Raw genomic sequence first — 13,737 nt, 5'->3', positions numbered from 1 at the left:
ATAAAAAAATTGGAAGAAGAAACATGGCAAAAACAGTAATTATACCAGAAGGTACCGGTACGCCTTTGGCACCTTACGTTCCAGCAACCTTGGCCGACAATATTGTATATGTATCCGGTACCTTACCCTTAGACACAAATAATGAGGTGGTCTTTGTAGGAGATGCTGCTGCCCAGACCCGACATGTACTTAGTACCATTCAGAATGTCATCGAGACGGCGGGCGGTACGATGGATGATGTGACCTTTAATTCCATATTTTTAAAAGACTGGGCAGATTATGCTGCCATCAATACTGTCTATAGAGAATTTTTCCCAAATGAAAAACCAGCCCGTTTCTGTATTCAGTGCGGACTGGTGAAACCCGAAGCTCTGATTGAAATTGCTTCGGTTGCTCATATTGGCTAATCGCATCATGGACCATATTGAGAAAGATGCTAGAACAGATTAAGGGCTAAAAAATTCCGCACGAACCTGGCATCTTTCTATTATTGAGGAGAATTATACATGAATTCAGTTGTAGCAAAAGATCTGGCAGTGAATACAAAACTTTCGGCATCTCTGATGAAATTAAAAGAGTCATCAGCCTCAGAAAAACCGGTTTTAAGTGAAACCCAGCAGTTATTTAGGAACGCCATGAGCAATCTGGCGGCAGCAGTCAATATTATCAGTACCGACGGTCCAGCGGGACGTGCGGGCTTTACTGCATCTGCTGTATGTAGTGTAACCGATACGCCACCTACATTATTGGTCTGCCTGAACCGTAATGCATCAGTCTATGAAACTTTCAAGCAGAATCAGGTGTTATGTGTTAACACGCTCGCTTTGGAGCATAAAAATCTGAGTAATCTGTTCGGCGGCAAAACACCAATGGCAGAGCGTTTTGCACAGGGCGAATGGCAAACCCTGACGACTGGTTCACCGGTATTGCAAGACGCCATGCTGACTTTTGACTGTCAGGTTAAACAGATCAGTAGCGTAGGTACACATGATATTTTTTTCTGTGAAGTACTAAGTATTCAACAAAAATCAGGAGCTCGCAGTCTGGTTTATTTTGACCGCGCCTATCACCAGCTTACTCAACACCACTAAATCTATTGCAGAAATAAAAATAAACTTTGGGGGTAGTAGACATGAAAGAACGTTGGTTTGTCAGATGGCGTCCCTATCGGGGAAATCTTGAAAAAACACCTGTAGCAATGAATGAATATCTGCCAGTAGGGCAAAGCATGGTACTGGGCGCCCAGCATGCTTTTGCCATGTTTGGAGCAACTATTCTGGCCCCTCTATTGATGGGTTTTGATCCGAGCCTGACGATGCTCATTACGGGTATCGGTACGATTTTATTTTTCCTCATTACAGGCGGCCATGTGCCGAGTTATCTGGGATCAAGTTTTGCATTCATTGGCGCCGTAGCTGCAGCCACTGGCTATGCTGGAGCTGGCAGTAATCCCAATATCGCGCTTGCTTTAGGCGGAACAATTGTATGTGGAGTTTTATATGCAATTGTAGGTTTAATGGTCATGCGAACTGGTACTCAGTGGATTGAGAAACTGATGCCACCTGTAGTAACCGGTACAATTGTCATGATTATCGGGTTAAATCTTGCCCCGGTTACCATTAAAAGTGTTTCAGCCAATAATTTTGATGCATGGATGGCACTTGTAACTATTTTATGTATTGGTACGATTGCCGTTTTTACCCGAGGCATGATTCGTCGTCTACTATTACTGATCGGTCTGGTCATGTCCTACGCGATATACTTTGTCTGCGCCAATGTCATGGGTTTAGGCAAACCAATCGATTTTAATGCTATTTCCAATGCGGCCTGGTTCGGTTTACCTGCTTTTCATCAGCCGGTATTCCAGCTGAATGCCATTTTATTGATCGCACCTGTGTTTATCATTTTAATTGCTGAAAACCTCGGCCACTTTAAGGCGGTCAGTGCGATGACCGGGCAAAATATCTCTCCATATATGGGAAGGGCTTTCTTTGCAGATGGTTTATGTACCACACTTTCAGCTTCAGTAGGTGGTACAGGCATGACGACTTATGCTGAAAATATTGGGGTAATGGCAGCCACTAAAATTTATTCTACTGTTGTCTTTGTTATTGCTGGTGTTTTTGCAATCCTATTAGGTTTATCCCCAAAATTCGGTAGTCTGATCAGCACCATTCCAGTAGCAATTCTGGGCGGCGCTTCAATTGTAGTTTTTGGTCTAATTACGATCGCAGGAGCACGTATCTGGATTAGTAATCAGGTAGATTTTAGCAAGAATGGCAATATGATCGTCGCTGCGATCGCTCTAATTATGGGTGCAGGTAATTATTCACTGCATATTGGCAACTTTGATTTAGGCGGAATTGGTACTGCAACCTTTGCTGCAATTCTGATGAATCTAGTTTTTAATCGTGAAACACGGACTCTTAAAACTGGTTCAGGTACAACACCTTTAACTTCACCTGCCATGCCCGTCAAAGAATAAATCTAGAACAGTACAGATACAAAGTAGTTGATAAAAAATTTATCACTTTTTAAAAAACCTTATCTTTTATGGAAGTAACTATGACAATAAAATCTGTAGCATTCATTGGCTTGGGTGCAATGGGCTGGCATATGGCAGGCCATTTGATCAAAGCATATACAGATGTCCGGGTCTGGAACCGTACTGCCAGCAAGGCCAAAGAACATGCCAGAGTGTTCGCAACACAAGCTACCAGTCTTAAAGAAGCGGGACAGGCCGATATTATTTTTTCCTGTTTACCTACCAGTAAGCAGGTTGAGGAGATTATTCAACAGGCACAACCTAAAACGGGTAGTATCTGGGTAGATTGTACCAGTGGAGAGCCACAATCAGCACAGCGGCTACAACAACAATTAAAAGAGCAGGGCGTAACCTATCTTGATGCGCCAGTTTCAGGACAGACTATAGGGGCAGAAAAAGGCACCTTAACCGTTATGGTTGGTGGAGACCCGAATATGCTAGAGCAGGCAAACCCGGCCATTCAAACTTTTGCCGGTCTGATTCAGCATGTAGGCGATAGTGGTTCGGGATTTGCAGTAAAAGCGGTAAACAATATTTTGATGGCAGCAAATTTATGGGCGTTGGCTGAAGGTATGTGTAATTTAAAAAGCCAAGGGGTCGAACTGGATGCAGCCCTAAAATGTATTAATGCCTCAAGCGGTCAAAGTAATATGTCTCATCACATTTTTGCACAACGCGTGTTGAGTCGTGAATTTCCTTTAACTTTTGCATTAAACCTGCTTGCGAAAGATGCCACTATTGCTACACAGCTTGCAGGCACTACTCAAACTATAATGCCGGTTTTGCAGTTAACACAGCAGCTGTATCGTTCTGCCAGTAATAATTTACCCTCAGAAAGTGACTTTTCCAGTGTGGTACAGCAGCTGGAGCAATGGAATAATCTAACCCTGCAATCTGCCTGAATAAATCTTGTTGTTCTATATAATTAGATATTTGTTAATAAAAAGTCCTGTATAAACAGGACTTTTTTAAGATTATTTCCAGCAAGGTATTTTACTGAATTGGATGATGAGAAATTTCACTCAATTCTTTTCGGCTATAACCACGTGATACCAATACCCGGGTAATCCCTGCGATGACATCTTCATTGGTGGCTTTCGCCAACGCTTCCAAAAGTTGTGCATTGCTTTTACATGCACAATCATTTTCGACACAAACAACCTGGTTTTTATGTGCGTTCTGTTGCTGGTCTGCGGAGAACAGCTTTTGCCAAAAACTCATAAATTTATATTAATCAACCTAACATATGCGGAAATATAGCCAAATTAAAATAAAATACAAGTCATCCTAAGTCTTAAAAGATGAGCTCAACAGTTAAAACTTTTAATTTTACCGTTACGAATTAACAGTTTTATGACAGAGGATATATCTTATAATTTACAACTATATGTATTAGTTATATTTTTTATAAAATAAAAAGAGATTATAAAAATAATCTCTTTTACATATGATACAAATTGTTTAAATCTTTTCCAGCAAAATACCTGTCTCCACATGATGGGTATATGGAAACTGGTCAAACATGGCAAACTTTAAAATTTTGTGGCTTTCTAATAAGATTTTAAGATTATCATGCAGGGTGTCAGGATTACAGGAAATATAGATAATCCGGTCAAAGCGTTGTAATAATTTTAAAGTATCCAGATCGATTCCTGCACGTGGCGGATCAACAAAAACGGTATCGAATTCATAACTCTGAATGTCAATTTCTGCTTCCTGCAAACGTCTGAATTCACGTTCACCATTGAAAGCTTGGGTAAACTCTTCAGCTGAGAGGCGGGCCACCTGAATATTGTCAATTCCATTTTGCTCAATATTCCATTGCGCTGCATAAACTGAACTTTTGGCCAGCTCGGTTGCCAGCACCCGCTCAAATTTTAAAGAGAGCGGTAGCGTAAAATTACCATTACCGCAATAGAGTTCCAAAAGATGCTTTTGTGATGCCTCGGCAGCTTTACATGCCCATTCAAGCATTTTCTGGCAGACAATTGCATTAGGCTGAGTAAAACCACCTTCAATCTGTTTATATTTAAATTTTTGTTCTAATACCTGTAATTCTTCTACAACAAAGTCATCAGTTAATACCAGCTTTTGACCACGGCTCCGCCCAATAATTTTAATATTTAACTTTTCTGCCAGAGTTCTTGCTGCCTTTTCCCACTCATTGTCGAGTTTACGGTGATAAATCAGTGTAACTAGCATCTCATCGCTTAAAGTAGCTAGGAAATCAACCTCGAACAGACGTTTTTCAAGGAGAGGGTTTGCTTTGAGTTCTGCAAGTAAAACCGGCATAAGCTGGTTAATGCTGTGGTCTGCAATTGGGAATTCATCTACACGAATAACTGTTTTTTGCTGGTCTTCAGGATTACGTTCAAACATGGCATAAAACATATCCTGATCGGTATGCCAGATACGGAATTCAGCACGCATCCGGAAATGCTGTTCAGGTGATTCAAATACTTCCAGGGCAGGCGGGTTAAATTCGGCAAATTGAGTAGAAATACGCTGAATTTTTGCTTCAAGTTGGGCTTGATAGGTCGCGGTCATAAAGAATCAACAAAAACAGGTGAAAATCGATGCCGCATCTTAACAAAGATTGGCAGGAATAAAAATCAGTCCTGCCTTTTAACGTGCTGTGCTTTTGCCGGTCTTTATACAGTACTAGAAGGATCGGATCATTTTTAAACCAGCACTCCAGTTGCGGCCATCTGCGGGTTCGAAGAAACGTTTGTTCCCATCATTTACTATTACTGAACCTACATAATCTTTATCAAGCAAGTTATCTACCCGGGCAAAAGTATTGATTTTCCAGTCAGCATTTTTCCATACATAGCCAATATTTGCAGCCATAACTGTATAACTTGGTGCAGTATCAGAGTTAATATCGTCTACATAAATTTTATCATTGTAGCGAACATCAAGTCCTGCCTGAAAGCCGGTTTCGGGTTGCCAGTTTAAAGCGATATAGGCCTGATTTTTGGCAATTCCCGGTATGATATTGCCTTTATATACGGTTGCACGGCTGTCTGAGCCAGGAATATCTGCATCAAACTTGGCATTTAGATAACTATAACTTGCCTGTGCATAAAGCTCCTGCCACAAGTTTTTATTCCAGTACAACTCAATACCTTCACGCTGGGTGCGTTTGGCATTTTGAAAAGTATTACGGCCATTATTACTCTCTGCCGAGACAATATCATTGCGAGTCTGAGTATGGAAAATGGCCGTACTGAAATCGCCCCAATTATTCTGAGTTTTGAAACCAAGCTCATAACTGTCACTGCTGGCTGGTTTCAAATCAAAATTAATCCCCGAAGTTCCTGAGGTAGGGTAAGCCATTTCTGTAAAGGTCGGTGTTTCAAAGCCTTTAGCATAGCTAATATAAAGTGTTGAATCCGGTATGATATTCCAGCTTAATGCAATTGAGGGAAGAAGCTTCTGATAGTCTGTCTGTCCACTGTCATCCTCATTGGTACCCTTAATATATTTATCTTTAGATTCATAATGCACATTGCTATAACGCAGCCCACTGTCTCCCCGCCAGTCTGGCAGGAATTGCCAAGAAGCCTGAATATAGGGGTCAATATTCCATAAAGTATTTTTCTCATCACGACGCAAGTTACCTTTTACGCCATATTGTGGTGTATTGTTATTCAGTACAAAATTTTCATAACCCTGCCGGTCTTCATCCATTGCATCGAGTGCCATACCAATACTTAGGGTAGTATTTGGCAGTAGCTCTTTACCGGTCCAGCGCAAATCCGTACCGTAATACATACGTTCAAAATCGATTACACCGCCGGCATGTCGAGGGTTGGCCTGTGCAGTATTTGGAATGGACTGGTATTGAATTACATGGCGCTGGCCAAGATAAGCCATGCCATAAAGTTCATGCTGATCATTAATTGGCTTTGACCACGTTACTCCTGTTTGAGTCTGCTGAATTTCCTTACGTGTATCAAACTGTCGAATAAAGCTGGCCTGCTGTCTCGGATCATCCTTCCATTGTTGACGGGTTAAACCGCCTGGGTCATCAGCGTTGATATCCACATGGTTAACTACCCAGTTAACTTGAGAACCATCTTCCAGATTCCAGCTCAGCTTTGCATTGTTCAGGACTTTACGTGCTGCACTATGTTCCCGAAAGCCGTCAGTGTCAAAGTAAGATGAACTGATGATATAGCTTGGTTCACCTGCTTTATCTGCACCACCTTGTAAAACCAGACTGGTTTTGTTTTTATGATGGCTGCCTCCGGCATAACCCAATTCAACAGAATCACGACCTTTGCCTTCACGTGTTGTACTAAGAATAGTCCCGCCAGATGAATTTCCATACAGGGAAGAGAATGGACCACTTAATACTTCTATATGGTCGAGACTGCCCAAATCAATATTTGAGGTCTGACCTTGACCATCCGGCATGGTGGCAGGAATACCGTCAACATATAAGCGTATACCGCGTACCCCGAATGTTGAACGTGCACCAAAGCCACGCATGGAAATTTGCAGATCTTGCGCATAGTTTTCACGGTTATTAATCTGCAGCCCTGGAACACCTTTTAGGGTTTCTGACAGATTCACATCCAGATTATTCTGATTTTGTGGCTGTTCTATACGATAGACAGATGCCGGTGTTTCAAGCCAGCTGGTATCGGTACGTGTAGCCTCAAGCGTAATTGGTGCAAGCTGTACAACTTCTTGTGCTTGAGCCCAGCTTGCCTGAAGAATGCAGGCACTCAGAAGAAGTTTTTTATATGGAAAGGCAGATAGGGAAGCAGAGCTTTTCATAAGTATCCTGAACTGGTAAATACTAATAGCCTAAGAATTTAAGACTAGATTCTTAAAGTAAAAAAGCTGAGTTTTTAAAAGATCAGACCATGTTTATTCATATATAAACCAATGAAAGTATAAGGGAAAAATTTGTTATAAGAATAAGTTAAAGCTTCCCTATGACTCTAAACCTGATTTCAAATAAAAACTCAGCATTAGGAGCGTATTAAAATGGAAATAAATGCAGCTGACCAGAATTTATCTGTAGTATCTTGGTATAAAAGTCGTAGAATAACTTGAGAAATAAGATTATTTATATTTTTAAAATTCAAAGAGATCAATAAAAAACCAGCGACTTAAACTAGAGCGCCGGCTAATATTTTAGTACTGATTAGTTTCCACGATAAGTAGAATATCCATAAGGGCTGAGTAGGAGTGGAATATGATAGTGGGGTACAGTGCCATTCACTTCGAAAATGACTGGAATTTCGGGGAAAAAAGTATCCTGTTTCTGTGTTTTGAACCAGTCACCTGTTTTAAAGGTAACTTTATAAAGCCCCTGATGAAAATTCTTGTTTTCCGGATAGAGTGCAGTAATACGGCCATTTTCATTGGTTTTAGACTGACTGATCTGAACCCATTTTCCTTTAACCTGTTCTTCAAGCGTGACCTCAACATTAGATGAAGGCAAGCCTGTTTCCAGGTTAAGTACATGCACACTGAGCGGATTAGCTGCAGCAAAACTGAATTGGGCTGCACATAGACTTAAACCGGCAATAATGAGTTTTTTCATGTTTTTACTCCTGTGATAAACTTTTTTGGACACCCTGTTCGGCGCATGCTTCATCTTGTGCTGCACCCCCTCCACCTGCGACTCCTACTGCACCAATCACTTCATTTTTATAAGTCACCGGAATACCGCCACCGAGTAGCAACAGTTCATTTAGGGTGTTCAAATTACTGGCTTCAGGGTTATTTTGAGCATTACGGTTCAGGACAGAAGTCCGTGTTTTGGTGGACAGTGCAGTATAAGCCTTGCGCTGTGCCGCAAGGGCATTATGTGGACCAACACTTTCTTGACGTTTGAGTACCAGTATATTGCCGCCCCGGTCCAGTACCGCGACTGCAATATTCTTTTGCTGGGCATGACAGGCAGTAATGGTATGATCAGCTAAATGTTCAGCAAGCTTTAGACTTAAATTATATTGCTGTATTGGTTCAGGTGTTTTCGCAGACAATGTCGTGATAAAACCTGAAGCTAAAAAAAAGCTTGCCGTCAGAACAGGCCAGTAAGATGGCTTTAACATGAGTATCTCCTTAAATCCTGAAAACATAATAAAAAGAGATATGGTCTTGTTGGATGACAAGTAGATTACAGATTTGTCATTTAGGCGTAATGGAAAAATGGTTTTGAAATGAATATCTTGATTATTGAAGATGAACAGAAAATAGCGCGCTATCTGGCCAAGGGTCTGACTGAGTCAGGTTACCGAACATGGCTTGCACATGACGGACGGGAAGGTCTTATGCTATTTGAACAGCATGCAATTGACTTGGTTATCCTAGATGTCATGTTACCAGAGCTTGATGGCTGGCAGGTGATTCAGACCTTGCGCCAGTTTTCGGAAGTTCCGGTATTATTCCTGACCGCCCGTGACAGTGTTTTGGACCGGATCAAAGGTCTGGAACTGGGTGCTGACGACTATCTGGTAAAACCTTTTTCCTATATTGAGTTACTGGCAAGAGTTAAAACCTTGTTACGGCGTTCATCTGCTAAAGTAGTCGAACAGTTGCAGGTCGAGAATCTGAAAATCGACTTGCTCGAACACAAGGTTTACCGTGACCGGGACCTTATTGAATTAACCAACAAAGAATATGCTTTACTCAGATTTCTGGCTGAGCATCAGGGCGAAATCATGACACGTACCCAAATTGCTTCCCAAGTCTGGAATATCAATTTTGATACTGACACCAATGTGGTTGATGTAGCAGTACGTCGCCTGCGTGCTAAGATTGATGATGCTTATCAGCCTAAACTGATTCATACCATACGTGGTATGGGCTATAAACTTGATACAAACACATGAGTATATTCCAGCATTCGCTTGCAATTCGGCTGAGCTTATCATTTATCGGTATTGCCTGTGCAGTGTTTTTAGCGATAGGTCTACTGGCTTACAATGGTATGGATCAGGTATTAAAGCGCCAGCAGGATGAAGCATTGCGAGCCAGGGTAGAGCGGCTGGAACTCCTGATTCAAAATTCTAGCGATTTAAATAGCCTGATTCAGCGGCCCAAACTTTATGAAAATATGCTTGGAAATCAGGATAATCTGCTTATATTAAAAAATCAGAACGGAACTGCTCTGATTTATATTAATCCCTTGCAGATTCATATACCCATTTTGCCTAAAGCCGAACAAACCTGGCTCATTGATAATAAGAAACAGCAGGCCACTACAAGGCTGGCATGGAAAACAATTAATTATCAGGGACAGCAGTATTTGCTGATTGCAGGTAAGCAGTTCGATGAGCGAGAGCAGGTCCTCTATAGCTTTGCCTTAAAGCTTGCAGGTTACATTGGGCTAGGAATCTTGACGGTATGTATATTGAGTGCTTTAGTCAGTTATTATGGCCTTGCACCACTAAGAGATTTAAGTGAGCAGACCCGGTTAATCAATATTCAAAAGCTGAACCAGCGTGTCAGCGAAACCAGTCAAAGTGACGAAATCAGACTACTCTCTACCGCCATGAACAGTATGCTGGAGCGGATTGAGCAAGGTTATCAGCAACTGAGCCGCTTTTCTGAAGATATGGCACATGAGTTTCGGACGCCTTTAAATAATCTGATTGGACAGACGCAGATTCTGCTTAGTCAAGATCGTGAAAAGGCCGATTATCAGGATTTGTTATTTTCCCATTTGGAAGAATATGAACGTCTGAAAAGGATGGTTGAAAATATGCTATTTCTGGCACGTGCTGATCATTCTCAAAATAGCCTAAGTATTATAGAGATTAATCTAAAAAGTAGTCTGAATGAACTGTTGGCATATTTCGAATTAATTGCTGAAGAAAAAAATCTGCAGATTAACAGCCGCCTCAAGATTACATTTATCCATGCTGACTATTTATTGTTTCAAAGAGCAGTTTCCAACCTTTTAAACAATGCGATTGAATATAGTACAGAGAATGGCCATATTTCTATAATAGCTGAACGGATAACGCTGGCAGGTAAAATATATAATGCAATTCATGTTTTGACATATGATGTATATATTGCTGAACAACATTTGCCACATTTGTTTGAACGCTTTTATCAATGTGATCCGGCCAGACACCAGCAAGGACGTTCTGGAGGTTTAGGGCTTGCAATTGTTCAGTCAATTATGAGTATTCATGAAGGGATAACAGAAGTTAAAAATATGCCAGAAGGGGTCCGGTTTAGTCTGTATTTTCCTGAACATTTAGCTAGCAATTCAGTAAACAGAAAATAAAAACATTCTTATAACCGTTTTAATTTTTCTGTTAAATACCGCATTCCTTCCGTGGCAGTCATGGAAAGTAACTGGTACTGTTCAGGGAGCTGCACATGATCGGCTTTTGGGTCAATATAGTAAGCCTCACAATGAGCAGGAATCTCATTAACCAGAGCTGCAACAGGATATACTGACAGTGTTGAACCTATCACAATAAAAATATCAGCCTGTCTTGCAAGTTTAATGGCCTGTTCATAAGCAGGCACAGTTTCACCAAACCAGACCACATGGGGCCGCAAAGAATAACCTTGCCGACATTTATGTTGCTGGAGGTCAAGCTCCCAGCCGTCAACCGGATAAAACTCTTCAGTATATTGCGCGTCCGGGCCTGATGTCTTTGCTAGGCGAATATTCCCGTGTAAATGTAATACCCGCTTACTTCCTGCGCGCTCGTGCAGATCATCAATGTTCTGGGTAATCACCTCGACATTAAAATTATCTTCTAAACTGGCAATAGCCTGATGTGCAGCATTCGGCTCGGCATCAAGAATATTTTTACGCCGTTCATTATAAAATCGTTGTACCAGTTTAGGATTTTTGGACCAGGCTTCAGGCGTAGCGACTTCCTCAATACGGTATTGCTCCCAAAGTCCATTGCTGTCGCGAAAGGTATTAATTCCACTTTCTGCACTCATGCCTGCACCAGAAAAAACAACCAGTTTCTTCATAGTTATTATGCTCCATTGCTTAAAGTTTATTTCTAATGTAATTCAGCTAAATCAACATATTAAAGCTTTAGCTAGAAGTTTATATCAGTCAGGCATCTCATCAATATTTCGCGGTTCAGCTCGGGGCTGTACATTCATACGATGGCGAAATGATGAGGAATGTTCATAAGCCTGAATTCGTACCCGCATAATCGACCCTAATGGCTGATGTTCACGAATTCCATGCCAAGGATTAAAAGAAAGGACATCATCTGAATACACCCGTCGGGCCGGACCAAAAGTATCCTGTTGGGGAAAATGCAGAATACCAATATTCTGATGTGGAGATTCTTCTTCACGCCATAAAACTGCTGCATCCTCAACTGGCATCCGTTCAAGATCAGTACAAAGTTGCGCACGTATTACGTAATCAGCAGTAGTATGTTTAAAAAAATCCCTGACCAGATCACGGATGGTGGACTCGGATTCAATCTGCATCTGTTGTCCTGTAAGTGTTTTTACTGAATCGGACTCAGGGGCAATACTAATCTTGGCAATATAATCGCCATAGCGTAATGCAGCCATTGTATGATAGGTCTCACCTAATATGTGGTTCTGGCTGCGAGCCAGACCTTGCAAAGTTGCAGGCGCGGGAACTCCTGCAGATTCTACTAACTGATTAACGCCACGTAATACTGAACGCATACCGCGCATCATACTCTCAGGTGCCTGCTCGCCTTGAGTAATGAAAGGCAGCATCTGTTTATATTTTCGTACTGTCCCGAAAGCCAGTACCGGTATATTGACCATTAAAAAATCCTGATTATGACCATCACTGGGATCATCAGGAAGTAACCGGTGTCCGGGAACATTTAAAATTTTAAGAGCAAAGCCATGAGGTGCCGGAATCTTATCGCTACGCAAATCTCCCGGGGCAGCAGAAAGACGCACCATAACATCATAATGGCCAGGGTGAGCGAACAGGCCTTGGCGCAAATGTTCAGGCAAATGTTCAGGAACCTTCAAAATTCCTTTTAAGAATCCATGTGATTTTGCATGAGCATCACGGACAGCATGACGGTGTTTATCAAAGACTTTACAGTTTGTTTCAGCCATCTGCTCGACAATTTCCTGAATCAGACGGTCCTCATCTGGCTGTTTTTGTTCTACTCCGGGATGGTAGCGCACATAGCGTTCCGGCATGAAAAGGCTCCTTTATTATTTGAATATGACTAAATTTAAAAATAAGAAAATAATTTGGTACTAATCTAGCCAACTCTAAAGGAATGAAATATGCAACTTGGTAAACAATTCGAGTGTATTTGGTAAATATAAAGTGCTGGCTTGAAACTTAGAGGGGTTATTGTAGAAACATTTTTTGCCACATGAGCTCACAGTCAGGCATGTTATGCTTGAACTTATTGTTCAGCCATTCAAAGGATAGTTTTGTGCAATTACATCATCATATACAAACTGCTTCTGAGGCCACTACACAAACTCCAGTTGTATTGTTGCATGGTTTATTTGGTAGTTACAGTAATTTGAATATGCTGGCACGGGGTATAAAAGACCGTGATATTTTTCAGCTGGATTTGAGGAATCATGGACAGTCTGGGCATTCGGCCGAACATAATTACGAACTGATGGCACAAGATGTAATCGAAACTTTAGAACCCTTTAAACTGGAGAAAGTCATTCTGATCGGGCACTCTATGGGCGGAAAAGTTGTGATGAAAATTGCGGCTTTAAGACCGGAGTGGGTAGAAAAGTTGATCGTACTGGACATTTCACCTGTGCATAGTAATCATGGTGAACATGAGCAGATTTTTAAGGCATTAAAAGCGGTAGAAGCCAGTAATGTACAAACCCGACCTGAAGCAATGACAATTATGCGTGAATACCTTCAGGAAGAAATGGTTATACAGTTCCTGATGAAATCCTTTAAGGCTGGGCACTGGCTGTTTAATGTCGATGCTCTGGCGAACAATTACCCGAATATTCTGGCATGGGAAACTATTGAGCCCTCATCCATTCCAACCTTATTCATCAAAGGTAGCAAATCACCTTATATTTCCAAAGAAAAACATTTTCAGGCAATTCACCAGCAGTTTCCATTTGCACGGATTGAAGAGGTTGAGGCAGGCCACTGGTTACATGCAGAGAAAACAGAACAGGTCATGGCACTCATCTTAAATATGCTGGATACCTGAGCCTTAAAGTTTTCTAGACTTCATATCTTA

The 13,737-nt window shown here is 41.4% G+C and carries 14 protein-coding genes; 7 read left to right on the top strand and 7 right to left on the bottom strand.

The window, feature by feature from the left end; all coding sequences use genetic code 11:
• Positions 1–23: 23 nt before the first annotated feature.
• From rutC to J502_RS05560, 4 genes are all read left to right on the top strand, one after another.
• The gene (gene rutC, locus J502_RS05575; protein WP_005020003.1) at positions 24–407 is read left to right on the top strand and encodes a pyrimidine utilization protein C; all 384 of its coding nucleotides are present in this window, start codon (positions 24–26) and stop codon (positions 405–407) included.
• Positions 408–563: 156 nt separating this feature from the next.
• Positions 564–1,091 (top strand): NADH-dependent FMN reductase RutF, encoded by a 528-nt coding sequence (gene rutF, locus J502_RS05570; RefSeq protein ID WP_227499295.1) that lies wholly within the window; start codon positions 564–566, stop codon positions 1,089–1,091.
• 41 nt (positions 1,092–1,132) lie between these two features.
• Complete coding sequence (locus tag J502_RS05565) at positions 1,133–2,485, top strand: solute carrier family 23 protein (RefSeq protein WP_005020005.1); 1,353 nt, start codon at positions 1,133–1,135, stop codon at positions 2,483–2,485.
• A gap of 80 nt (positions 2,486–2,565) precedes the next feature.
• The gene (locus tag J502_RS05560; protein ID WP_005406372.1) at positions 2,566–3,447 is read left to right on the top strand and encodes an NAD(P)-dependent oxidoreductase; all 882 of its coding nucleotides are present in this window, start codon (positions 2,566–2,568) and stop codon (positions 3,445–3,447) included.
• A gap of 91 nt (positions 3,448–3,538) precedes the next feature.
• Here J502_RS05560 and J502_RS05555 read toward each other — a convergent pair whose 3' ends face one another.
• From J502_RS05555 to J502_RS05535, 5 genes are all read right to left on the bottom strand, one after another.
• The gene (locus J502_RS05555) at positions 3,539–3,766 is read right to left on the bottom strand and encodes a hypothetical protein (RefSeq protein WP_005020007.1); all 228 of its coding nucleotides are present in this window, start codon (positions 3,764–3,766) and stop codon (positions 3,539–3,541) included.
• Positions 3,767–4,006: 240 nt separating this feature from the next.
• Entirely contained in the window at positions 4,007–5,092 is a 1,086-nt protein-coding gene (gene trmA / locus J502_RS05550) for a tRNA (uridine(54)-C5)-methyltransferase TrmA (protein WP_005406291.1), read from the bottom strand.
• Positions 5,093–5,206: 114 nt separating this feature from the next.
• Entirely contained in the window at positions 5,207–7,333 is a 2,127-nt protein-coding gene (locus J502_RS05545; protein WP_034683381.1) for a TonB-dependent receptor family protein, read from the bottom strand.
• Between the two features lie 373 nt (positions 7,334–7,706).
• Complete coding sequence (gene uraH / locus J502_RS05540; protein WP_005406363.1) at positions 7,707–8,108, bottom strand: hydroxyisourate hydrolase; 402 nt, start codon at positions 8,106–8,108, stop codon at positions 7,707–7,709.
• Between the two features lie 4 nt (positions 8,109–8,112).
• The gene (locus J502_RS05535) at positions 8,113–8,622 is read right to left on the bottom strand and encodes a GlcG/HbpS family heme-binding protein (protein WP_005406349.1); all 510 of its coding nucleotides are present in this window, start codon (positions 8,620–8,622) and stop codon (positions 8,113–8,115) included.
• 108 nt (positions 8,623–8,730) lie between these two features.
• On the opposite strand from J502_RS05535, the gene J502_RS05530 reads away from it, so the two are divergent.
• Both J502_RS05530 and J502_RS05525 read left to right on the top strand, forming a co-directional pair.
• Positions 8,731–9,402: a heavy metal response regulator transcription factor gene (locus J502_RS05530; protein WP_005406317.1), complete on the top strand. Its 672-nt coding sequence runs from the start codon at positions 8,731–8,733 to the stop codon at positions 9,400–9,402.
• Positions 9,399–10,808, top strand: a complete 1,410-nt coding sequence (locus J502_RS05525; RefSeq protein ID WP_005406517.1) for a heavy metal sensor histidine kinase — start codon at positions 9,399–9,401, stop codon at positions 10,806–10,808. Before J502_RS05530 ends, J502_RS05525 begins: the two co-directional genes overlap by 4 nt.
• 8 nt (positions 10,809–10,816) lie before the next feature.
• On the opposite strand, the gene J502_RS05520 is transcribed toward J502_RS05525, so the two are convergent.
• Positions 10,817–11,518 carry an SIR2 family NAD-dependent protein deacylase gene (locus tag J502_RS05520; RefSeq protein ID WP_034683380.1) on the bottom strand — a complete coding sequence of 234 codons (702 nt, stop codon included), beginning with the start codon at positions 11,516–11,518 and terminating at the stop codon, positions 10,817–10,819.
• An 84-nt stretch (positions 11,519–11,602) separates the two neighbouring features.
• Entirely contained in the window at positions 11,603–12,700 is a 1,098-nt protein-coding gene (locus J502_RS05515; protein WP_034683379.1) for a catalase family protein, read from the bottom strand.
• 245 nt (positions 12,701–12,945) lie between these two features.
• On the opposite strand from J502_RS05515, the gene J502_RS05510 reads away from it, so the two are divergent.
• Entirely contained in the window at positions 12,946–13,707 is a 762-nt protein-coding gene (locus J502_RS05510) for an alpha/beta fold hydrolase (protein WP_005406240.1), read from the top strand.
• Positions 13,708–13,737: the final 30 nt, after the last annotated feature.

This window comes from Acinetobacter sp. 1294596, assembly GCF_000582925.1.
Lineage (GTDB): Bacteria > Pseudomonadota > Gammaproteobacteria > Pseudomonadales > Moraxellaceae > Acinetobacter > Acinetobacter radioresistens.
This window is presented reverse-complemented; position numbering and strand designations above follow the sequence as displayed.

Coding starts and splice junctions, on each gene's coding strand:
- rutF (WP_227499295.1), top strand. CDS start 564: ATGAAATTAAAAGAGTCATCAGCCTCAGAAAAACCGGTTTTAAGTGAA.
- J502_RS05560 (WP_005406372.1), top strand. CDS start 2,566: ATGACAATAAAATCTGTAGCATTCATTGGCTTGGGTGCAATGGGCTGG.
- J502_RS05530 (WP_005406317.1), top strand. CDS start 8,731: ATGAATATCTTGATTATTGAAGATGAACAGAAAATAGCGCGCTATCTG.
- J502_RS05515 (WP_034683379.1), bottom strand. CDS start 12,700: ATGCCGGAACGCTATGTGCGCTACCATCCCGGAGTAGAACAAAAACAG.
- uraH (WP_005406363.1), bottom strand. CDS start 8,108: ATGAAAAAACTCATTATTGCCGGTTTAAGTCTATGTGCAGCCCAATTC.
- J502_RS05535 (WP_005406349.1), bottom strand. CDS start 8,622: ATGTTAAAGCCATCTTACTGGCCTGTTCTGACGGCAAGCTTTTTTTTA.
- J502_RS05520 (WP_034683380.1), bottom strand. CDS start 11,518: ATGAAGAAACTGGTTGTTTTTTCTGGTGCAGGCATGAGTGCAGAAAGT.
- trmA (WP_005406291.1), bottom strand. CDS start 5,092: ATGACCGCGACCTATCAAGCCCAACTTGAAGCAAAAATTCAGCGTATT.
- J502_RS05555 (WP_005020007.1), bottom strand. CDS start 3,766: ATGAGTTTTTGGCAAAAGCTGTTCTCCGCAGACCAGCAACAGAACGCA.
- J502_RS05545 (WP_034683381.1), bottom strand. CDS start 7,333: ATGAAAAGCTCTGCTTCCCTATCTGCCTTTCCATATAAAAAACTTCTT.
- J502_RS05565 (WP_005020005.1), top strand. CDS start 1,133: ATGAAAGAACGTTGGTTTGTCAGATGGCGTCCCTATCGGGGAAATCTT.
- J502_RS05525 (WP_005406517.1), top strand. CDS start 9,399: ATGAGTATATTCCAGCATTCGCTTGCAATTCGGCTGAGCTTATCATTT.
- rutC (WP_005020003.1), top strand. CDS start 24: ATGGCAAAAACAGTAATTATACCAGAAGGTACCGGTACGCCTTTGGCA.